Annotated in this window: 14 protein-coding genes and 1 tRNA gene; 1 reads left to right on the top strand and 14 read right to left on the bottom strand. The window is 31.1% G+C overall.

The features are described 5' to 3' along the window. Window positions 1-5: 5 nt before the first annotated feature. From MHN29_RS17935 to MHN29_RS17870, 14 genes are all read right to left on the bottom strand, one after another. The gene (locus tag MHN29_RS17935; protein ID WP_235276068.1) at window positions 6-773 is read right to left on the bottom strand and encodes a polysaccharide biosynthesis/export family protein; all 768 of its coding nucleotides are present in this window, start codon (window positions 771-773) and stop codon (window positions 6-8) included. Between the two features lie 29 nt (window positions 774-802). Continuing rightward, window positions 803-2,707, bottom strand: coding sequence for a nucleoside-diphosphate sugar epimerase/dehydratase (locus MHN29_RS17930; RefSeq protein WP_235276067.1), 1,905 nt, complete (start codon window positions 2,705-2,707; stop codon window positions 803-805). A gap of 41 nt (window positions 2,708-2,748) precedes the next feature. Then, entirely contained in the window at window positions 2,749-3,264 is a 516-nt protein-coding gene (locus tag MHN29_RS17925; protein ID WP_235276066.1) for a DUF2892 domain-containing protein, read from the bottom strand. Between the two features lie 53 nt (window positions 3,265-3,317). Further along, window positions 3,318-6,464 (bottom strand): cytochrome c biogenesis protein CcsA, encoded by a 3,147-nt coding sequence (ccsA, locus tag MHN29_RS17920; RefSeq protein WP_235276065.1) that lies wholly within the window; start codon window positions 6,462-6,464, stop codon window positions 3,318-3,320. Between the two features lie 106 nt (window positions 6,465-6,570). Continuing rightward, entirely contained in the window at window positions 6,571-7,449 is an 879-nt protein-coding gene (locus MHN29_RS17915) for a phosphatidylserine decarboxylase (protein ID WP_235276064.1), read from the bottom strand. A gap of 4 nt (window positions 7,450-7,453) precedes the next feature. Then, the gene (scpA, locus tag MHN29_RS17910) at window positions 7,454-9,517 is read right to left on the bottom strand and encodes a methylmalonyl-CoA mutase (protein ID WP_235276063.1); all 2,064 of its coding nucleotides are present in this window, start codon (window positions 9,515-9,517) and stop codon (window positions 7,454-7,456) included. Beyond that, complete coding sequence (locus MHN29_RS17905; protein WP_235276062.1) at window positions 9,510-10,859, bottom strand: methylmalonyl-CoA mutase subunit beta; 1,350 nt, start codon at window positions 10,857-10,859, stop codon at window positions 9,510-9,512. Before MHN29_RS17905 ends, scpA begins: the two co-directional genes overlap by 8 nt. Further along, a complete protein-coding gene (locus tag MHN29_RS17900) occupies window positions 10,859-11,176 on the bottom strand; it encodes a septum formation initiator family protein (RefSeq protein ID WP_150901388.1) in 318 nt (105 codons plus the stop codon). Before MHN29_RS17900 ends, MHN29_RS17905 begins: the two co-directional genes overlap by 1 nt. A gap of 1 nt (window position 11,177) precedes the next feature. After that, window positions 11,178-11,783 (bottom strand): uridine kinase, encoded by a 606-nt coding sequence (udk, locus tag MHN29_RS17895; protein WP_150901394.1) that lies wholly within the window; start codon window positions 11,781-11,783, stop codon window positions 11,178-11,180. A gap of 100 nt (window positions 11,784-11,883) precedes the next feature. Then, window positions 11,884-11,957 (bottom strand) — tRNA-Thr (locus tag MHN29_RS17890). A 251-nt stretch (window positions 11,958-12,208) separates the two neighbouring features. Further along, window positions 12,209-13,321: a cytochrome-c peroxidase gene (locus tag MHN29_RS17885; RefSeq protein WP_235276061.1), complete on the bottom strand. Its 1,113-nt coding sequence runs from the start codon at window positions 13,319-13,321 to the stop codon at window positions 12,209-12,211. Window positions 13,322-13,330: 9 nt separating this feature from the next. After that, window positions 13,331-14,857 carry a DUF6850 family outer membrane beta-barrel protein gene (locus MHN29_RS17880; protein ID WP_235276060.1) on the bottom strand — a complete coding sequence of 509 codons (1,527 nt, stop codon included), beginning with the start codon at window positions 14,855-14,857 and terminating at the stop codon, window positions 13,331-13,333. A gap of 62 nt (window positions 14,858-14,919) precedes the next feature. Then, the gene (locus MHN29_RS17875; RefSeq protein ID WP_235276059.1) at window positions 14,920-16,245 is read right to left on the bottom strand and encodes a DUF4876 domain-containing protein; all 1,326 of its coding nucleotides are present in this window, start codon (window positions 16,243-16,245) and stop codon (window positions 14,920-14,922) included. A gap of 32 nt (window positions 16,246-16,277) precedes the next feature. Then, a complete protein-coding gene (locus MHN29_RS17870) occupies window positions 16,278-18,995 on the bottom strand; it encodes a TonB-dependent receptor domain-containing protein (protein WP_235276058.1) in 2,718 nt (905 codons plus the stop codon). Between the two features lie 1,337 nt (window positions 18,996-20,332). Here MHN29_RS17870 and MHN29_RS17865 point away from each other — a divergent pair. Continuing rightward, a partial coding sequence (locus MHN29_RS17865) for a Calx-beta domain-containing protein (protein WP_239176083.1) occupies window positions 20,333-24,413 on the top strand: 4,081 nt, incomplete at its 3' end.

Raw genomic sequence — 24,413 nt, 5'->3', positions numbered from 1 at the left:
TTAATTTATCTTGTTAAAATAGAAATAAGAGAAATAATTACAGAGCCTATAGAAATAAATAATCCCGTGTTTTGATTATAAGAAGCTGACTGGGAAGCGGCTTTATTTGGTCTTACGTATACAACATCGTTTTGTTGAAGATAATAAGCCGGAGATTTGAAAATATTATTAGAACGTAAATCTAATTTATAAGTATTAATAGTATTGTTTTCTTCTCTTTTTACTTCTATGTTTCTTATTCCAGATATATTTAAATCACCTGCTAAACCGATAGCTTCAAGAACAGAAACTCTTTCATTAGGAATAATAAATCTCCCGGGTTTGTTTACATCTCCTAAAACAGTTACAGAAAAATTTGAGATTTTTATATTGATAGTAGGATTTTTAACATAATCTGGGGATAATTTCTCTTTTAAAAGAGTAATTGCTTCTTGTCTGGTTAATCCTCCTATTTTTATTTTACCTAAAAGAGGGAATTCAATAAAGCCTTCTTTATCAATTATATAAGATTGTTGTTGTGGGGTTCCTACTACGTTATTTGTTGTTGTAGCGAAAGTTACAACAGGTAAATTAAAAGGTTTTACTGCTTCTAAGTCTAAAGCAGAAACTGTTATTTGGACCAAATCACTTGGTTTAAAAACAATTTTGTATGTGTTATTAACGAGTGATTGGTTTGTTTCATTATTTTGGAAGTAAACAATTTCCTTTTTCGAAACACATGAGGTAATAGTTAGCATAAATAGGGCTAACAATATTTTAATAACTCTAAGCATTTGTTGAATTTTTTTGCGAAAGTACTAATTTAATTTTTTTTAACAATATCTAATTTTTCGTAGATAGAGTTATTTGATTTATATTCGGGTACAATTTCTTTAATTAGTTGTACAGTTTCTTGATTATTATGTTTTTTATTAGCTATGCATAAATCAATAATTTTGTTTTTGATGAATTCAAAATTTAATTCTTGATTTTTTGCTATCATTATTTTTTCATGATAAGTAGGTGAAGTATTTTCGCCATTAGCTAATAATTCCTCATATAATTTCTCACCAGGACGTAGACCTGTAATTTTTATATCTATATCTTCGGGAAAATTTAAGCCAGATAAATGAATCATTCTTTTAGCAATATCATATATCTTAACAGATTGCCCCATATCAAAAATGTAAATTTCACCACCATTTCCCATTGTCCCGGCTTCTAATACTAAACGACAAGCTTCGGGGATTGTCATAAAATAGCGTGTAATATCTTTATGCGTAACAGTTAAAGGGCCACCGTTTTCAATTTGTTTTTTGAAAAGCGGTATAACAGAACCATTTGATCCTAAAACATTTCCGAAACGAGTAGTTGTAAATTTAGTATTATGATTGTTAATTTTACTTAAACAACTAATATACATTTCTGCTACTCTTTTTGAAGCTCCCATAACATTAGTAGGGTTTACTGCTTTATCTGTAGAAACCATTACAAAACGTTCAACATTATGTTTTATTGCTAAATCAGCTATGTTTTTGGTTCCACCTATATTTATTTTCACAGCTTCGTATGGGCTTAACTCCATTAAAGGAACATGTTTGTAGGCAGCAGCATGAAAAACTTTATTAGGTTTATACTGATTAAATATCTCAGTCATTCTTTTTTCATCTCTTACGTCTGCTACGATAGAAGTAAATTTCTTTTTATCTTTTTGTATTAATTCTTGCTGCAAATCATATAAAGCAGATTCAGCTTGATCTATTAAAATTAAATGTTTTAGTTCATAAGAACTTAATTGTCTGGATATCTCTGAACCTATAGAACCTGCTGCTCCTGTAACTAAAATAATTTTATTACTAACTTCTCGTTTAACTATTGGGTTATCTATTGATATAGGTTTTCTATCTAGTAAATCCTCTATTTTTACACTTTTTATTTGATTAGCTTCCAAATCTCCATCTATCCATTTTGAAAGAGGTGGGACAATTTTAACTTTAACTCCCAATGCTAATAAAGTATCAGTTAAATAGAGTAATTTCTCCGGTTTAGCATTTTGAATAGAAATGATGATTTCATCAATTTGTTTAGATTCTATAAAATTTTGATCTATTCTTCTACCATCAAAAATTTTAATTCGATTAATTTTTTTTCCGACTTTCTTTTCATCATCATCAACAAAACCTATAACTTCATACTTGTTTTTAGTATCTCTGTTTAGGGCACCATAAGTAATCAAACCAGAATCGCCTGCGCCATAAATTAATACGTTAGTAATAGTATCTAGCTCTGTAGAAATAATTTCAAAAAAAGCTTTAAATACATAACGACTAACTACTAAAATAAGAACAGAAATTAAATAATGAATTATTACAATAGATTTTGGAATCGTAAAACTAGGAATGATTCTAAAAGTATTATTTATTAAAACAATACTGATTGTAATCATTGAAAGTAATGTTACACCAACAAAAACATTAAAAGCATCTCTAGTTCCAGTATGTCTAATAATTCCTCTATACGATCCAACAATAAGAAAACTTACTAGAGATATAATAGTTATAAATGGAAGTTGATAATATAAACTCTGAATATCAAAATTTAAACTAGCATTGAAACGAACAGTGTATGCTAACAAAAAAGATATACATACCAATATGATATCTATAATTAATACAACCCATCGAGAAGCATATTTCTCAAAGGCTTTTAAAACTAGTTTTTTAATCATTGATAATTTGTTAGATGTTAAAAGTACAAAAAAATAAAAAATTAAATTTTCTTCATTTGTTGCTTCATCATTTGCATTTGCTCTTTTAACATGCCATGCTTATCAAGTTTTTTAGCTTCTGCCATTAAATTAGTAGCTTCACGTTTTCTACGTTTGGTCATAGCAATACCTGCTAATTGTAATTTAGCCATTGCTAAATCATGATCCATTGCTAATCCTAATTTTACAGCTTTTCTTAAAAATTTTTCTGCTTGAGTAATATTTGTTTGAGAAAGCATAATACCGTGGAGGTAATTGAAATATCCTTCTTGCTTTTTGATTAAAGCACTTGATGGATTTTTAATATAGCTAAGCCATTTCTTTGCTCCTTCAAAATCTTGCTTTCTTAATTTTAGAAAGGCTAATAAGATAAATTCATTTTTAAAATAAAATAAGATGAATATTCCAGCTAATAGTAATATAGATATACCATTCATTATGTGGCCTTGAGTAAATTCATATATTGACCAAATAACAGTTAATCCAGCTAAAACTAATTTTATATTTTTATTGAACATAATTTCTTTTTTTTAACAACGCGCAAAAGTACGTTATTCTTATTTATTTATAATTATTTTTTGTAAAACTTCTTGTGTTTAAACCATGCAATTAAACCAATGATAAAGACAAAAGATACAGAGTAGTATACTGAATTTGGAGTGATTACTTTATCTCCACTTGCATAAGAATGTAAACCAGATAGGTAGAAGTTAACTCCAAAGTATGTCATCATAACAGATGCAAATGCAATAATTGACCATAGATTAAATGTATATTTACTACGTAGTCCAGGGATCAAGCGCATATGTAATACAAACGCATATATCATAATTGATATTAAAGCCCAAGTTTCTTTTGGATCCCATCCCCAGTATCTTCCCCAACTTTCATTTGCCCACATTCCTCCTAAAAAGTTACCAACAGTGAATAAGACTAAACCAACAGTTAGAGCCATTTCATTTATGGTTGTTAGTTCACTTAGGTGTAACTTCATTTTCTTTTTATTTTTTTCATTTGTAAAAATGATTAGGAATAACGAAAATATACCTAAAATCATACCTAAGGCAAAGGGGCCATAACCAGAAACAATAATAGAAACATGTACATATAGCCACCATGAGTTTAATACAGGTACTAAGTTAGCTATTTCAGGATCTAGCCAGTTTTGATGAGCAAAAGATAATATGATAGCAGTTAAAAATGTAGTAGCAGCAATGGTTAAAGAGGATCTCTTACCTAAAATTAAACCAAAGAGCATAGACGCTAATCCGACAAAAATTATGGTTTCATATGCATTACTCCAAGGAGCATTACCACTAATATACCATCGCGCAGCTAAACCTAATACATGCGTAATAAAAAGAATGATTATTATTCCTATAAAAGCTTTTATGGCATAATTAATCCAAGGCTTATTGTTGAATATTTGAAAGAAAACGAATATAATCATTAGTAAACTAACATAGCCATAGTATTTAGCTAGCTTAACAAAAATATTAGCTTTATTATAAGCGATTTCTAATTGTATTTTATCTTGAGCAGGAATTACTTTTGAACCAAATTTTCTTTGAAACTTTTTAATACCATCTAAAATTTTATTAGTTTCTGTGTAATCTCCTGTTTTTTTAGAAGTTTGTAATAATTGAAAATACACAGGTAAAGATTGACGAACAAATACAGAGTCAGTTCCTTTAAAATTGGCTTGTGAAGTTTCAGGTTGCGATACCCATTTGTTATTTTCATCATTTGGAATGGGATATATTCTTAAGATACCACCACCTAAAGCCTGAGATAATAACCAAACTCTACGTTCTATTTTTATAGCATCTTGTTCTAATTTACTTTGTATTCTTTTTTTCTGAGCTTCAATTACTAAATGACTAATTTTTGACGTTCCATTTTCGTCATAAAAATCAATAAAACGAGCATATTTAGTATCTTTTGGTAAACCAAGAACTTCACGAATTTGCGTATTTCCTTTTTCTAAATAAATAAAAGGAACATTTAACCAAAACATAGGTGCTTCAGTTATAGAAACTAAAATTTGACTAGGAGTTAAACCTTTAAAGTTATCGGTATGTGCAACTTTTCGCACTAATTCAGAAGCAAAAGTATGAGCGGGTTTCATTCTTCCACCTGCATCTTGTATTACTAATTGACTAAATAAATCAGCATGTTTTTTATCAACTATTGATTTTTGTAATATGGAATCAATTTGAGCTTCTGATAATTCTTTTGGTTTATGTGTGTTGTGTTGAGAAAAAGTTATAGAACTAATTAATAATAATATAATTGAAAGTGTAGCCTTTTTAGTTCGTATTTTTTCTAACGATTTTTTTAAGTCGTAAAAACGAGTGTTTTTCACAAATAAAGAAGCGATTAAACCAAAAAACAATAGGAAGTAACCAATATAAGTTATTGCTGTACCCCAAGAATCGTGATTTATAGAAAGGTGAGTTTGTTCAATTTTTTCACCAGCATTTAAGTAACTTGATTGAAATAAACGATATCCTTTATAGTGTAAAATATTATTCATAAAAATTCTAAAATCAAAAGTTTCATCTTTATCGAAAACAGTAATTTCACTAGCAAAAGAAGCAGCGTTTTCTGAACCAGGATATTTTTCTAACTGAAAATCATTTAGTTTTACGCTAAAAGGAGTTACACGCTGTTTAGCACCATACCAAGCTCTAAAATTTAAATCTCCAATTTTAAATTGTTTTTGTCCATCTACATTAAATTGTCCCCCTGTTAATTCGATGCGTTCAGTTTTTCCATCTGTAGTTACATCAAAAATTACCATATCGTATTTTTTATTGTCTTTTTTTCCTCTAACAGTTTTAATGTCTCCTTTAGTAGGGTACTGAGGAACTACAAAAGGTAAACCAGAAACATTGTAAAGTGAACGTAGTTTAAAGTCTTGAATAGTATCTTGTTTAACAAAACCTTTTTGTTGAGTAACCATTACTTGATAGTTACCAGCAGATTTTGTAATTATTTTTAAAGAATCGTTTCTTTTAAAAATATTAATATTAGCATTTCCATCCTTAGCGTCAAAACCAACTAAAATATTATGGATATTTTGAATTTGACCACGTTTGATATAGTGCTCATGCCTACTTCCGCTAGAACTCTCAACAAATTTGATGTGTTCTACTCCGTTATCATCCTCAATAAATTTCTTTTCTACCCAAGGAATATAATCAATAAGTTTAAAGTCTATTTGATGGTTTTTACCATCTTTTTTAGGTTGAAAGTATTCTGTGAAACTAGCTGAATTACTTCCCCAAGCTGATAATAAAAGTTTGTTGTTTGTTTCTTTTTGAAACTGATTGTCGTCTATAATTACGTTAAGGTAATTGATGTCTGAGAAAAAAGTATTTGTAGTTTCTCCTTCATCAATAATCATTAAACCTTCATAACTGATATAACGGGTAATTCCAGCTCCAATTAAAATGAATAAGAAAGCTACGTGGAACAATAAAACAGACCACTTTTCTTTTTTGTATAATTTGTACCTGAAAATATTTCCAAAGAAATTGATAGTGAAAAAAATCATAATTAATTCAAACCACCAAGTGTTGTAGACTAAAGCTTTTGAGGTTTGAGTACCATAATCGTTTTCTATAAAAGTAGCAACTCCCATGGCAATTGAAATAGCAAAAAACAACACGGCCATTAGTCGAGTTGAGTAAAGAATATTAAGAACTTTTTTCATCTGTAAATCTGATAAGTATAAAACTTCGCAAATTTACGGATTAAAGCTGTAATAAAATTATGATTTCAATCATTTTTAAAGGTAGGGGAGTGTTAAAGTAAATAGATTACTTTCCTATTGTTTCTCCCATTTTAACAAAAGTCTCAATACGGTTTTTTGTGTTCTCTATAATGTCTTGATCTATAGCTAATTTTTCTTTGTTTACTAAAAGAACAATAGTTGAACCTCCAAAAGCAAAATACCCCATTTCGTCACCCTTTTTTATTGGGGTGTTTGCAGTATAAGTTTCAATAATACTACCTACCATTGTTGCACCGACTGGAGCTATGACGATGTCTCCTTTTTCTTCTGTTGATAAGATACAGTACTCACGTTTGTTTTCGCAAAAAACCTTTGTAAAATTGGAAGCTAAAGCATATGGAGAAACAGAAAAATAATCACCTTTTATTTTTGTCATTTCAGAAGGAACTCCATCAAAAGGAAAATGATATCTGTGATAATCATTAGGAGCTAATCTTAAAATAATCAAAGAAGAATCTTTGTGTTTTTCTGCTAATTCTTCGTTGCCTAAAAATTCTTTAAGTGTAAATTTCCTACCTTTTATAAAGAAATTGTGGATGTCAGAAATGTTTTCAAAAGCTAACATTTTTCCATCACCTGGAGAGACAAAACCAGAATTTATGGGTCTGGCATTGGGTTTTAATTTTCTATAAAAGAAATCATTGAAAGAAGTAAACTCAGAAATAGATTTTTCAGCTTCGTTTATATCAATACCTAATTGTGCTACAAAGCTTTCTATTTTTTTTGTAGACTTAGGTTTGTTCATTTTTTTACCATACCAAGATGATAAAAATTTACGTTTAGCTATAGGTAAAATAGCCATTTTACCGAATGGGTTATTGTACAATAATTTTAAGAAAGCTTCTCCAGGAGGAGTTTCTATAATTGTGTTACCAGATTCTCTATCAATGAATTTTATTTGCATGGCTTTATTCTTCTATACTGTCAATTAAAATAGTTAACATATCAATAGCTGCTTGTGCTATTTTGGTTCCAGGTCCAAAAACACCTACTGCACCAGCATCAAATAAGAACTGGTAGTCTTGTGCAGGAATTACTCCTCCAACAATAACCATTATGTCTTCACGGCCATATTTTTTTAGTTCAGCAATAACTTGTGGTACTAATGTTTTATGACCTGCTGCTAATGAGGATATTCCTAAAATATGAACATCGTTTTCAATGGCTTGCTTAGTTGCTTCGATTGGAGTTTGAAAAAGAGGTCCTATGTCTACGTCAAAACCTAAGTCGGCATATCCTGTAGCTACTACTTTTGCTCCACGATCATGTCCATCTTGTCCTAATTTGGCAATCATAATTCGAGGTCGCCTACCTTCTAATTCAGCAAATTGATCAGCTAGTTCAGTAGCTTTTTTAAATAATTTGTCGTCTTTTATTTCTTTACTGTACACGCCTGATATGGTTTTGTGAACTGCTTTATGACGTCCGAAAATACTTTCCATTGCATCGGAAATTTCGCCTAAAGTTGCTCGTTTTCTAGCAGCCTTTACAGCTAAATCTAATAAATTACCTTCGCCTGTTTTAGCACATTCGGTTAATTCAGTTAAAATCTCATCAACTTCTGTTTGATTTCTTTTAGCTTTTAAATCGTTTAGCCTATCAACTTGAGATTGTCTTACAGCTTCATTATCTACTTCTAAAATATGTAAAGGGTCTTCTTGTTCTAGTTGATATTTATTTACACCAACAATTACATCTTGACCGCTGTCTATTTTTGCTTGTTTTTTAGCAGCGGCTTCTTCGATACGCATTTTAGGAATCCCTTTTTCAATAGCTTTGGTCATTCCACCTAGTTCTTCAACTTCTTTAATCAAGTCCCAAGCTTTGTTTGCGATTTCTTCAGTCAGTTGTTCAACATGATAACTACCAGCCCAAGGATCAACAGTTTTGGTAATGTTGGTTTCTTGTTGTAAGTATATTTGTGTGTTTCGAGCAATTCTAGCAGAGAAATCTGTAGGAAGTGCTATTGCTTCATCTAAAGCGTTGGTGTGTAAGCTTTGTGTGCCTCCAAAAGCTGCCGCCATAGCCTCAATAGTTGTTCTTGCTACATTGTTAAATGGATCCTGTTCTGTTAAAGACCATCCACTTGTTTGACAATGTGTTCTTAAGGCTAGTGATTTTGGGTTTTTAGGGTTGAACTGTTTTACTAGCTTAGCCCATAACATTCTACCTGCTCGCATTTTTGCGATTTCCATAAAATGATTCATTCCAATGGCCCAGAAAAAAGAAAGGCGAGGAGCGAAGGTGTCAATATCCATTCCTGCTTCTAATCCTTTTTTGATGTATTCTAATCCGTCAGCTAAAGTGTAGGCCAATTCAATTTCTGCAGTGGCACCAGCCTCTTGCATGTGGTATCCAGAAATAGATATTGAATTGAATTTTGGCATATTTTCAGAAGTATACTTGAAAATATCTGCAATAATTTTCATGGATGGAGTAGGTGGGTAGATATAGGTGTTACGCACCATAAATTCTTTTAGAATATCATTTTGAATAGTTCCAGTAAGTAATTTAGGTTCTACTCCTTGTTCCTCTGCAGCAACAATATAAAAAGCAAGAATAGGTAATACGGCTCCATTCATTGTCATAGAAACCGACATTTTATCTAAAGGTATTTGGTCAAATAAAACCTTCATGTCTTCCACAGAATCTATAGCTACTCCAGCTTTACCTACATCTCCTTGAACGCGTTCGTGATCTGAATCGTAACCTCTGTGCGTTGCTAAATCAAAGGCAACTGAAAGTCCTTTTTGTCCTGCAGCTAAATTTCTTCTGTAAAAAGCATTACTTTCTTCAGCTGTTGAAAAACCGGCGTATTGTCTAATAGTCCATGGTCTACGGACATACATTGTTGAGTATGGGCCACGTAAATTTGGAGCAATCCCTGCAACGAAATTTTCATGAGGAAAGCTTTTGTTTTTTATATCTTGGCTTTCTGCTAGTTTTATATTTGAAATGTCTTTTCTACTCATTACTTAATCGTTCTTGTTCTAACTTTTCAGCTAATCGTTTTTGGATAATTGGATGTATTAGAGTTTTTTCGTTTCTAGTTTTTACAAAAGGGAATAATTCTAAATCATTTTTCATTAAATCCTTTTCGTTTTGAATTTTGTTAGTTCCTAGTAAAACTAATTCGCCTGAATCGAACTTTTCTTGTTCGTTGTCTGCTGATTCTTTTATTTTTCGTTGAATAGTTCCTTCTTTAAGTTGTTGTAAGAAGCCTCCTCCTTGTTCTATCGACTTAAAAATAACTAAAGCATTCTGTGCTAATTGTTGTGTGATTGCTTCTATATAATAAGCGCCATCGGCATAATTTTGAGCGTTAGCTAATTCGCTTTCTTGCTGTAAGATTAATAGCTGATTTCTTGAAATTCGTTCACCAAATTCGTTTGAGTGGTGAAAAATATCATCATAAGATATGTTGCTAACCGTGTTGGCTCCTCCTAGTATAGCACTCATGCATTCTGAGGTGGTACGTAGCATGTTTACATTATAGTCGTATAATGTTTTATTTCGTGAGCTTGGTTGAACATAAATATGTGCTTTTTGATTTTTAGTATTGTATTCTTTTAAAAGAGCGTCCCATAGAGTTCTAAAAGCTTTTAGTTTAGCTATCTCAAAAAAGTAATTACTTCCAACTGAAAAATTGAAATGTATTTTATTGATTATATCACTTCCAAAATGGTTTAAATACTCATTTGCATGGGCTAATGAATAAGCTAATTGTTGAGTAATATTTGCACCTGCATTTTGATATATTGAAGCATTTACGCAAATAGAGTTATCGGTAGAAGAGATAATTCTTTCTAGTTCTTTATGATCATTGTTTAGATTGCTAAACCAATTTCCAGAATTAGCAAGGTTTCCAATTATATCTATATTGAAATAACAGCTTTTAGAATTGACAAATTCTGATAATTCAATAATGAAATCTGATTCTAAAAATTTTAAATTGAAATAAATAGCAATGTTTTGAATGTCGATTTTATCCAGTAGAACTTTATAATTGAATTTACTCTTAGCTTTAAATTCTATTGATTTAGCCCCTCTATTTAATGAATCTAAAGCGAAAGCATTTGCTTTTTTTTCATCTTCAACGAAGATAGATTGGCATACTTTAAAGCCTTCACTAGAAGTGTTTGATTTTAATTGTGTTCGGTCTTCTTTTGAATAAAAAGGCTTTACGGTAATTCCTTCGTTAGTTTTCCAAAGAAGTGTTTCGTTGTAATCAGCGCCTTTAAGGTCTACTTGGATTTTTTGTTTCCATTCTGCAGGGCTAATTTCGTTGAATTCATTAAATAAATAATTACTCATTATTTCTGTATGGTATCAAATTCAATAATATATATGTCTTCATTCTCTTTCTTCATCAAGTATTTTTCACGAGCATAGCGTTCTAGTTGAAGAGAATCTTTAAGTTTTTCGATTGTCTCTTTATCTTTCTTAATCTTTTTTTGGTGGTAGTCAATCCAGGTTTCAAGTTCCTTGATTTCTTTGTTGAACTCTCTATGGGTAAGATATGAATTTTCATCTAAAAAAAGCATCCAGAAAACAAATATTGTTAAGATAATAACATATATGTTAGTCGCTATTTTAAAGGATGGTTTGTTTTTTAGTGATTTTAAATTCATCTTATAAACGGTCGTTAATTACTGTTCTAACGATATCTATAGCTACAGTATTATACCTGTCGTTAGGTATTATAATATCTGCATAATTTTTTGTTGGTTCAATAAATTGTTGGTGCATAGGTTTTAAGGTGCTTTGGTATCTGCTTAAAACTTCGTCAATGTCTCTACCACGTTCTTTTATGTCTCTTCTTACACGTCTAATTAAGCGTTCGTCTGCATCGGCATGTACAAAAACTTTGATGTCACAAAGGTTTCTTAATTCTTTACTATTAAAAATTAGGATTCCTTCAATAATTACAACCTTACGTGGGTGTGTTTTAATAGTGTCTTTGGTTCTATTGTGAGCTACAAAAGAGTACACGGGTTGTTCGATTATTTTATTGTTCTTTAAATCTGTTAGGTGTTGAACTAATAAATCAAAGTCAATAGCTCTTGGGTGGTCGAAGTTTATCTTAGTACGCTCATCGTATGTTAAGTTGTCGGTTTGGTTGTAGTATGAATCTTGTGAGATTACACAAACTTCATCTTGTGGAAGTTCGTTAATTATTTGATTTACTACAGTAGTTTTTCCGCTTCCAGTTCCACCAGCAATACCGATAACAAATATATTTTTCATTGAGTTTAATTAAGATAAAATTTTCAAGACAAATTTAGGAAAATATGTAAACAAAAAAAGCGCTAACTTAAGTTAACGCTTTTTGTTTCTGAGCCGATGAAGGGACTCGAACCCCCGACCTGCTGATTACAAATCAGCTGCTCTAGCCAGCTGAGCTACATCGGCCTTTTCCTTTAAGGCGCTGCAAATATAGAAGGTTTTTTGATACTGCCAAAAACTTTTTTCACTTTTTTTTAGAGTAAAAATTGAGAAGTTTTTTTTTGAGGTTTGTAACTGTTTGTTTTTTAAAAGCTTGAGTTTTTTTTGAGTGCTAATTTTTTTTTCAAAAAAATATTGAAAAATATGATTCAGTTAAAATTATATCAATTTTTAAGGGCCGAGAGGATTTCTTTGAGTTTTATAAATATGGTTTAAATTTATTCTTTAGGTAATTCTGGTGTTGAAATTCGAAAAGCAGGAGCGGAAAGGCTTTCTAAAAAAGCAATAATATTTTCTTTATCCTCTTCTGTTAAATCTAACTTTTGTATTAGAGGTGAAGTTGTAGGGAATAAACTGTCGTTTTTTTGATGCTCTCTTCGTCTAGGTCTAGGCATTCCATTACTATACATGTTTAAAATTCCATCCATTTTTCCAAATAAACCATTATGCATCCATGGACCTGTACGCATAACATCTCGTAGACTAGGTGTCTTGAATTTTCCTACATCTTCCTTTTTTTTAGTAACGTTATATCTACCTAAGTCTTCAAATTTCCTACCGTAATAGGTAAGTCCTAAGTTGTGAAATTTATTATCGGTGAATAAAGGTCCGTTATGACATGTTAAACAACGACCTTTAGTTCTAAATAAATGTAATCCTTTTAATTCGTTTTCATCGAGTTCTTTTTTTCCTAGTAAAAAATTATCGAATTTAGATTTACGGCTAATTAACGATCGCTCAAACATTGCTATTGCATAAGCAATGTCTTCTATAATAATATCTTCTTTTTTAAAAATATTTTTGAAAACTTTTCTATAGCCTTTTATACTTTTTACTCTAGAGACTACTGTGTCTAGATGTGTATTCATTTCTACAGGATTTTGAAATGGGCCTAAAGCTTGTTCTTCAAGTGAGGCAGCTCTTCCGTCCCAAAAAAAATGTTTGTTATAAGATAGGTTTAATACAGTTGGAGCATTTCTGTTACCTTCTTTAAGCATAAAACCTAAAGATTTTTCTCTATTATCAGTATAGTTTTGTATTGGATGATGGCAACTAACACAAGCAAATTGTTTTGTTTGTGATAATCTTGAATCAAAAAATAATTGTTTACCTAGTTGTAAGAGTTCTTTTGAGGGGCTCTCATTATTTGGATAGTTAGGTTTTGGTAATACTCCTAGTTCTTTCCATGTAACGGTACTGTCTACCCACGGTTTTACCCATTCAGAAGGTTTCTTTTTATAAATATCTTGTAAAGCTTGATATTCTGATTTTTGTTGTTTACAGGATGCTAATAAATTAAATATAATAAGAGCTATTATACTATATCTCATGCTAAAAAATTAATAAGTAATATTGAAAAAGAACATTGCTCCATAATTGAAGCCTTTATTATAGGTAATGTTCTCGTTTAAATTGAAAAAAAAATGTTGTTGTAAGGTGGTACCTAAAGTAAGGTAGGTAGCTGATTTAACTTTACGTTGATATCCAATTTGTAATGTTGTATTTAATTTATTAGTGGTATTTAAATAAAAGTCAGGCAGAGCAACATCAGTAATGAAACGACTGTTAGTATTACTAAATATTTTTTCTTTTTTAAAATTGAAAAGAACATCCGTTTTAGCTTTTAGGTAGATTTTATTGTTTTTTATTTTAAAATCTTTACCATAAAAAGCTCCCAAACTTGCATTAACGAAATTGAAACTATTTACTGCCTGATAATCCTTCTTTTCTAGTTGATAGTAGTTAGTATATATTCCAAAATTGTGGTTAATTAAATTGTCTGTTTGCTTTAAGATTTGATAGGTTGCTTGAATATCAATTAAAGAAGCGTCGTAATTTTTACCATTAGTAGATATTTTGAAGTTACTTCCAGAAGTATAATTTCCATTTAAAGAAAATGAATGACCATTATTAAAATTATACCAATTAACTTTAGAAGAGACTTTGTTTACTGTGTATTTGGCTAATAATATTTCTTCAGAAGTATCTACCGCGTTAAATTTTGTGGTAGTATTATCATATCTTATTTCGGTGTGTAATAGTTTGTTTTTCTTATTTGAAATATAATTTAAACCTCCGCTGTATTTGATATCGTTTTCTGTGTTTGTTAAAAAGATAGCTGTTTCAATAAGTCCATATCCATATGATATTCTACTGTAGATTTCAGTATTGTTAGGAATATTTTCATGGCCTCCACCTAAATATGATATTTCTGATTTATTATTTACAGATCCGTAACCACCAAAAGCTCCAATATATTTTTGAGGAGAAATTTTATAATAAAGTGAAGTTTTTACAAAAACATCTAAAAAATTTAATTTGGGAATTGGATTTATTTTTTTTCTAAAAAATTGAAGTGTTTTATAGTTTATGTTAATTGTGGTAAATAATTTATCTTTTATTAAAGGTAGAACTAAATTTCCGTTGAGACGATAAAATTGATTGTCCCAATTTCCACGTTTATAAGCTAAATTATAAATAGGAGATAGTTCTACAGGGTTTTTATATGGATGTAGATTTGTGGTGTTCCAGCCTAAACCATCTAAATAATTACGGGTGTACCCTATATTACCTGTAAAAAGAGTATTGTTTTTTTTGTAAATCCCTTCAGTTTGTAAATCAATATTTGTTTCTTCAATAGCTTGTTGTTGTTTAGCTTTGTTGTTTTGTGTATTTTGATACGATAAGGTAGTGTGAGTATAATTGTTGACCTTGCTTATGTAGAATAAAAAAGGTGTTTTATGAAAGTTCTGTAATAAATTTTCGTAGTAAAAGTGTTGTAAGTTTTGTTGAACTTTTAAACTATCTTGTGCATTTATCTTAGCAAAAGAGAGTAACATTATTATGGTTGTGAAAGCTTTTTTCATATCCTTTAAAAAGAAAAGATCTAGTTTTGTAACAAGATCTTCTCTATTTTTTATGAGTTATATTAATTCCACCCTCCAGGTACAGGAATGTCTATTGCGATAAAATCATTTTCAGAGTTATTGGTGTCTTGTAATACTTTACGAGTTCCAAAAGTTTGAGCTACTTTTCTTATAATAGATTGAGATGAGTATTGTCCTTTAGGTACAAACATTTGTCCAGCATCTATAGAAGAGTCTAAACGTCTAGGCGCAGCTTTTGCAGCATCCGCTTTACGTACTTCAACACCATCAATAATAATATTATTAGGTATTTGTACAAATTTTCTTGTTTTAGAAGTAATGTTAGTAGTTTGAGGATTAGGTATTTTATTTAAAGTATTAAAGTCATCTATTCGGAAAATTACAAAAGAATCTCTACCAGATGGATCTAAAATTAATTCTCTTTGATAATTGTTGTAAACAATATCCATGTTTTGTACAGATGGATTGTCAATGTCAGTAGAAAGAGGTGTTTTACCAATGCTGTTAAAGTAATCAACAAAGTTTACTTCAAAATTTGCACCACTTAAATCAATTGTCAATTCTGGTTTTGCTACTTGATAAGTTTTAGTAGGTGTAACTAAAGGTTGTTTGTGGTTAATTGCAGTACCTGCAACCACAGTACTTTCACCTGGATTTAAAGGGTATTGTTTTCCTGTTCCAGGAAATTTAATAATATGATCAGCATATGTGTAATCTGTATTTGATTTATCACCTTTTGTTTGATCAATAGATTTAGTCCAGTCGAATTGTCCATTTGTTAAAGTATATGTTTTAACAGAGCTTGTCGTTCTACCATATACTTGAGCAAAGTGTAAACCGTCAAGGTATATTACTTCGTTAGAATTGTTGTAAAGTTCAAAAAATAAATCTCTAAAACTAGCGGAATTAAAAATATCAGAACCAGCATAGTATACTTGTTTAATTAGTAGGTCGCCAATTTTAGAAGTTTTTAAAACTACGGTTTTGTTCATGTCAGAACTATTGTTTATTACAATATTATCTAATGTACCGCTAAAGTTAACGGTAGTTTCGGTTGTGGCTACACCAAAAAAGTTTTTGTATTCATTAGAAGTAAAACTAGCAGTAGCTGTAAGGTTGTATGTACCTGGATTTACAGCGTCAAAATTTACATTTCCTTCAGTATCTGTAGTTGAAATGTATTCATCTGTAGAATTGATACTTTTTAATTTTACTTGAATTCCAGCAGTAGATTGATTATTGAATGCCTCACCAAAGTTAGCTTTGATACCATAAGTCACAGGTTGAATTATAGGATCATCACTACAAGATATCATTGTAAAAGTAACAACAATAAGAAGAGCTATTAATTTATTAAAAGATTTCATTTTTTTTGTTTTTGATTAATGTTTATTGTTTTCTAAAATTTATAAAATATACTTCCCCCAAAGGAAATAGGTCTGTTTAATTGACTAAAACTCCATGAACCATCACTATTTAGTTTTCTGGATTTAGGCAAATGGTTTAAGAAATTAACTGCATAAAAAGAGAATCGTAAGCCGTTATCAAATTCTTTGCTTAATCTTAAATGGTAATTACCATAAACTCTATCAATATCATTAGAAGAGGAGTCGCTATTAGTTCCTAGTTTTCTGACTCCACTATATTTGGTGTCGCTTTGCTCGCTTTCTGGAATAGTGTGGTAGTTGAGGTTTCTATTATAGTATGCAATTGGATAAATATATCTGCCGAAATTGGATTGCTTGGCCATAATAAATTGCTCTGCAGTAAGGGTTATGACTAGTCCTATACTTGAAATATGATGAATTGCTGATATTGAACTATTAATTTTTTGAAACCTTGTAGGTCTGCCTTCATGAATTCCAATTAAAATATCTGATGAATCATCATTGTTTACAATAAAAGAATTTAAAGGGTTATTGTTTAAGGTGTTTCTATAAGCTGCTGTTAAATTAAAAGAGGTGTTAATTTCCTTTATTTTTCCAGTATTTACTAATAATTCTAATCCGTAATTTTCGCTTTCTAAAGCGTTACTAGGTAAGTTGTAATTTAATAAAACTGGTTTGTGTCCGCTAAGAGTGTAGTCAGGAGCTCTGTCTGGATAAAAAGTAAAATCATAGGTTGGTAATTGAGCTATTTCAAAATTACTTTGATTAGTAAAACCGTCTTTTAGTTTATTGTAATAAAAAGTTAAAGATGTGTTTATTGCTTTTGTGTTAAAATCAATACCGGCTTCATATTTAAAGGTACGAGAAGGTTTTAAGTTTTCGTTTGTAAACTGTCTAACAAAAGTATGAGCTAAAGCTAGCGAATATGAGTTAGTTCTGTAATCAGCAATTAAGTAATCGTAATAAAGATTACCAGGATAAAGAGATTGTAAAGAAGGAGCTTTACTAAATAGACCAGCACCAGTTCTAAATTTTAATTTTTTAGATAAATATAATTTTGTGTTTATACGAGGGTTTAAGATGGAGTGTTTGTTGTAATTATCATATCTTAATCCTAAATCTGTGACCCATTTTTTACCAAATATTTTGCTGTTAATATTCGTAGTTAGATAAGTGCTAAAACGTTTATCTGCCGGGAAATTATCGTTAAAATTTATGTTTCTAAATCCATTACTTCCGCCACTAGAAACACTATAAATAATAAGAGGTTCGTCCGAACTACTTGTATTTCCTTTACCAAAGTTTTTATTAATACTAAATGAAGCTCCTAAATCAATTTTAAAAATAGTATTGTTGAAGTCAAATACTTTTTGAGCTTCTAATCTGCTGAAAAAAGATAAAGGCTTGTTATCTACTTGTTCAGTAGCCCAATAAGAAATAGGAGTATAACTAGCTTCGTAGGTACCTTCACTTGTAGCTCCTAAAATTGGATTACCACCATAACTAGTGAAGTTAGAATTTAAACTGTTGTTTTCACTATAATCTAATGAAATAGTGCTAGTAATATTGTCAATAAAGAAATTACTAAAATAAGTTGTATTGGTATTAGATAGTCTAAATCTTCTACTATCGTTTTTTCTTTTCCTTCTACTGGTTGTTGTTTCTTGAGTGTTATATGAGTTTATATTTTGAGCATAACTAAAACTTAATAAGTTACGTGTTTTGTTAGGCTTTCTGTACGACCAACTACCGTTAAAGGTTAAACGATCATACTTATCTATTGCTGACCTAGGATCGGCATCAGATCTTAAGTAGTCTAATCCTAAGTTTAAAAAACCTTTTTCTTTGGGTAATCTGTATCCTTTTGAAAGAGAAACACTATAAGATCCAGCTCGTAAAGTTGTGTTTAAAGAAAAAGGAGCTGTTCCATGAGCTCTATTAATTTTTACTAATCCAGAAGTATGATTACCATATCTAGCAGAAGATATTCCTTGAACAATATCAATAGATTCTATGTTGTTTAGACTTAAGTTTTTTAAATCTAACCCCATGTTAACGGTGTTGTTTTCGGTAATATTATTAAAACCACCAAACTTAAGACCTCTAAAGCCACTTAAATTTACATCGTTGTCTATGGGTACATCATCTATAACATAACCAACACCAAAAGTATTGTTAAGTAAATATGGATCATTATTTGTAAGAAGTCCATTGTTTACATTTCTTCTAGAAGCATCACTAAAAAATGCTGTTCTTAAACTTAATAATTGTCTTTCGTGTAAATTAGATTCAGAAATAGAATTACCTGGTATTAATTGCATTACATCAGCAACACTTTGAGCTTGTACTAAGTTTATGGCTTGTTTACCTAATACTAAATTAGAACCTGTACTTTCCTCTTTGTTTTTAGCTGTAACAATAACTTCGTCTAGTTTAAGGTCATTATCTGCTAAGCGAATAATTATATCAGACTTAAATTCCTTAACCAATAAACTAACTTTTTTCTTTCCAAGAAAAGAAAATTCTAGGGTTACAGGTAGTGTTTTAACTTGAATGTTAAATTGTCCATTCTTATCAGTTACCGTCCATTTGTTATATGGTTTTATATTTATTACTGCTTCTGAAATCGGGAGACTACTTTCAGTATCTAGCACAGTACCTTTTATTTGAGAATAACTTAAGCTTGAAAAGGTTAAAACAAGAACTAATAGGATATACTTTAAATCCATCCTTCATTTTATTTGGGTACAAAGTTATTTGTATTTAATCTAAATAAAAAAAGAAAGATTGAGATTTGATTAATTTTTAATTAATCAATAAATAAAATGTGAAAATTTAGGTTTTTTGATATTTATTGTTTTAATAATTAATGAATTTTTCAGTTTAAATGTTAAAAGTGTTGATGGTGATTTGGGTAGCTAGTTCTATTAGGTTAAAGCAAAGCCATTTACATTGTTATGGGAAGCATTTTTTTAAACGTATAATGTGTCTAAAGTTTCTTTAGATTAAGATTTCTTTTCGCTTGTTTTATAAGGTCATCTTCTCAGATAGAAAAACGAATTAGTTGCCTTTTATTCAATTTATAAACCGTTCGTCGATACTTTTCTGTTATTCAACGAAGTAATAACTGGTTTAAACTAGTATTTAAGAAACAAAGCATTTATTTGAATATTATTGATGTGTAAAATTTCAAGTAAATAATAAATGAGCAATAAATAGAAATATCTTATCTAAATCGCTATAAAATCTAAACAAATTTTAGACATAAAAATTGGTTTTTAAGCTCTCTTCAAAATAGCAAAGAAATTCATTTTGTTTAAAAAACTATATTTAAAAGAGAGAAGTAGAATTAAAATTTTTTCTCCATTTAGAGAGCGATTTTTTTTGATATAAAACTTACTACAAAGCTATGAGAGTGCATCAGAATTTTGTGAGATTAAAAATGAAGTTAAAGTGCAGCTTTTCTGAGTTTTATATGGTGATTGTGTCAAAAAAAGAGTGTAGTAAATATTGTTTTAAATGTGTGAAAGAGATGAGGTTCTGCGTTAAGTTAAATTATTAATAAGTGTATATGTTTTTATTTAAAATGTTTAGTGAATTTGAAATTAGATAAACACTATTTGTTGTAGGGGGAAAACACTATTCTGTAAAAGAAAAACACTATTTGATACAGGAAAAACACTATGTAACATGGGGAAAAAATACTCAATTCAAAAACAAATATTTGGAATCAGTACTTTCAAACAAGAAAGGTGTAAAAACAATCTGATTCTTTTAAGTCAAAAGGCAACAAAATACTTCTTCTAATTAATGTCTTTTGAAAATAAAATCTACCAAAAAATAATAATTAATGAAGTAGGACTTAAACGAGTTCTAAAAATTCAGGTGCTTAATGATGAGATATTTTCTATACAGTTAAACTTAGTTTAAAACAGCTATAAAAGATATAATTAACAAACAACGAAAGACTATAACCAAAAAATATTTAATGAAAACATAAATACAATTTATAAACAAGAAAAATCCACAAGAATCATTTTATACAAACACAATTAACCTTACATACATGAAAAAAAAAGATTCCCTATTTAGTAAATTTTCCAAAACTAAGGAGGCTAGAAAAAGAGAGCCTGACAAAATTTTTATACTGAGTTTACTCATATTTTTTAATTTTTTTCTATTTGTGCATAAAAACCATGCACAATATTCAAATACACATTACGTGCCTCCATATGTGTCTGGAGTGCAAGCAAGTAATACTCAAAATGAACAGTATTTAGTATTAACTACTTTAGAGTCAGCTGCTTTTGATGTAACTATTACATTGGGAGACGGAACAACTAAATTACCAACAGGTCAATTGGCTGCAGGAGCAGGAACATCTATTATTACGAGTGGTTCTCCCAGTCCAGGACAATACAACTCAACTACAGGAGTTGCTTCTATTAGTGCCACTAATCCATTGGTAATTAGAATTGGTGTTCGTTCTAGTGATTCAGTAGCAGGAACAGGAGTATTGACAACAAATGACATTAATACTTCTACAGGAGATTTAAACGCTTCTGTAACTCCAGGTTATGAAGATCCAAGTAATCAAGGTTTGATATTAACAGCATCCAATAACTTTTATGTAAACCTAAGGCATGATTCAGGTTCACAAGGAGGTTCCCTAACAGGAAAAGGAAGTGCTGGTTTAGGTCAAAGTTTTATAACAGGAAGTCCAGTTGCTAATAATACTTATGATCAGAATGTTTTATTTATTTCTGTAATGGCAACACAGCCAGGTACTACCAATGTTACTTTTACAGATTTTAATGGAAGAACGTTTATAGGTCACGGTACATCAACTACAATTAATAAATCTTTGAGTCAAGGAGAAACTTACGTGATAGCTCAAGTAGTAGATGGAGATGGATCAGATGCTGATTATGATACAGCGGCAGAACGAAATAGTTTTAATGGTATCTCAGTAACTTCAGATAAAGATATTGCGATAGCTTCAGGAGGATTAGCAGGACCAGATGCTTCAAGTGCTGGTAGAGATATTGGATATGATCAGTTAGTACCAGTGAGTGAAGCTGGAAGCGATTTTATTTTAGTAAGAGGACAAGGATCTGCAGCACTAGAATATGCAATAGTAGTTGCTACTCAGGCTAATACACAAGTGTTTTTAAATGGAAGTGGAACAGCAGTAACAACACTTGCTAATGTTGGAGATTATATTCTTTTAAATAGTACAAACAGTCTTTGGCAAACAGCAACTAGTAGTAATGATAATGCATATATTAGAACAGATAAACCTTCGTTTGTATATCAAACGACAAATGGAGCAAATGCGTCTAATGTATCGAGTATGAATTTGATTCCGCCAATTAGTTTATGTTCTGAAGTTTCAGAAGTAACTATTGCAAATCCATTACAGTTTGGAACAGCGTATTTAAATATTACGGTTCCAGTAGGAACTAATACAACTGTAACACCTACAGGAGGAGGAACAACTTTTGTAATAGGACCAGATGGAGGAGATGATGTTGATAATAGTAGTAATAATGTTACAGGTAATACAGAATGGTTTACACATACATATCAGATTCCTTCTGGAGTAACTTCAATCAATATTAAAGGAAATGGAGATGAGTCCGTAGGAGCTACAAATCCCATAAATGTAGGCTTTTTAGGTGCGTCAGGTAATAAAGGAGCAGCAGGATACTTTGCAGGATTTGGAGCGCCACCAAGTGCAACAGTAGATGGATCAAGTATTATGTTAGGTGGAATTGCATCTACAACTCTTAACGAACCATTAAATGCGGCAGGAGAAACAGCGGTATCATTCTCTTTCGAAGTTGAAGTTCAAGGAGATTGTACTTCTAATGTTTCTGTAGATTGGGAAGTAATAGCTGGAACGGCTCAACTAGGAACTGATTATACTTTAGCATCAGGAACAACTTCTGGAACAGCTTCTTTTACAGCACCTAGTGGTACAAGTACACAAACTATTAGCCTTCCTAATATTACAATAAAAGATGATGCTGAGGTTGAACCGACGGAAACATTAATTATCCGACTTTCTAATCCTGTAAATGCAGTATTAGGAAATACAGACACGGAAATATCTATAACAGATAATGATACGTCTGTTTCAATAGCAGCAACAGATGCTACAAAAAGTGAGGGGAATTCAGGAAATACAGCCTTTACTTTTACAGTAACTCGTACTGGAATTACTACGGGGACAAGTTCAGTAGATTATGCAATAACTGGAAGTGGAGCTAATGCTGCTGACGCAACTGATTTTGGTGGGGCATTACCATCTGGAACTGTTAATTTCGCAGCTACAGAAACTAGTAAGGTAATTACAGTGAACGTAAATGGAGATAGTGCATTTGAGCAAACTGAAGAATTTACAGTAACCTTATCAAATCCAACAGGAACAGAAATCGGAACAGCTACAGCTACAGGTAGTATTACAAATGATGACTCAGGAGTGAGTGTTAGTAGTCCGACAATAACAGAAGGAGATAGTGGGACAACGAATGCAGATGTTGTGGTAACATTAAGTTCACCAGCACCATCAGGTGGAACAACAATATATTATACCGTGGTGCCAGGAACAGCAGTAGCTGGTGTAGATTATACAGCCCCAGCGGCAAATGCTAGAATAATTATTCCAGCAGGTAGTAGTACGGGAACTATTAGTATTCCAATTATAGGAGACACTACAATAGAGGCAGATAAATCTTTTACAGTTCAAGTTACAAGAGATTTAATTATAAATGCAGGATTTCAAGATGGAACTACAGGATGGACTACAGTATCGGGAACGCCGAACTGTGCTGGAAGTTTTTCTTTTGAAGTAAATGCAGAAACAGTATATGGAGGTAGTGTTGCTTCAAATCAAGTTTTGGAAGTTGATTGCTTATCTCAAGGATATCAGGATTTTCCAACAAAAGTAGGAACTACTTACGATGTAAGTTTTATAACATCAAGAAGAACTGCAGGAGGTTCACCAGCATCTGTTAATGGAACAATTACTGTTCAAGATAATAATGGAGGAGTACTAACTAACTTAAATAGTACTACAGTAACAAAAACAAATACTACTTTTGAATATACTTCAAGTACATTTTCATTTACCGCAACAGGTACAACTTCTAGAGTATTATTTACTTCAACATTAACACAAACGCTAGGTTTAATTTTAGATGATCTTTCTGTAGAGCCACAAGTAGCAGATGCTACATCTACTGTTACAATTACAGATGATGATACTTCTGTTTCTATAGCAGCAACAGATGCAGTAAAAGCAGAAGGAACAACAGGTTCTACAGCATTCACTTTTACGGTTACTCGTAATGGAGATACTAGTGGAACAAGTGCTGTGAATTATGTTGTAACGGGAAGTGGAGCGAATCCAGCGGCAGCAGCAGATTTTGGAGGAACTTTTCCAAGTGGTACAGTAAACTTTGCAGCAGCAGAAACAAGTAAAGTAGTCACAATAAATGTGAGTGGAGATACTACTGTTGAACCAGATGAAGGCTTTACAGTAACATTGTCTAGTCCAGTTGATGTTGGTATTTTGACAGGAACAGCTATAGGAACAATTACAAATGATGATCCTACAATTACGTTTAATGATATAACAGTTACTTATGGAGATGCTAATTTTAATTTAGGAGCAACTTCAAATTCTGGAGGTACAATTACATATTCTATAGTTGGATCACCTAATGGAACAAGTTTGTCAGGTACAAATAATGAAACGGTAACCATAGGAGATGCTGGTACAGTTACCATAAGAGCAACTGTAGCAGCTAACGGAATATATACTTCAGGAACTAAAGATATTACGCTAACAATAGATCCAAAGGCGTTAACAATTACCGCTACAGATCAGAACAAAGAATACGGAAGTAGCTTAACAGGCGGTACAGGTTATACTACCTTTACTTCAGTAGGATTAGCCAACAGCGAAACGATTGGTTCAGTAACAGTAGCCTATGCAGATGGAGAAGCTGCTACGGATGCAGTTGGTACGTATACAGATGCGATTCAATTATCAGCAGCAACCGGAGGAACCTTTACAGCAAGTAACTATACGATTAGTTATGTAGATGGTGACTTAACAGTTACAGCGAAGGCGTTAACAA

The sequence above is a fragment of the Tenacibaculum sp. Cn5-46 genome (assembly GCF_022347705.1).
Classification (GTDB): Bacteria; Bacteroidota; Bacteroidia; order Flavobacteriales; family Flavobacteriaceae; genus Polaribacter; species Polaribacter aiptasiae.
Note: the sequence above shows the minus strand (reverse complement) of the source record. Positions and strands in the feature narration are given on the sequence as shown.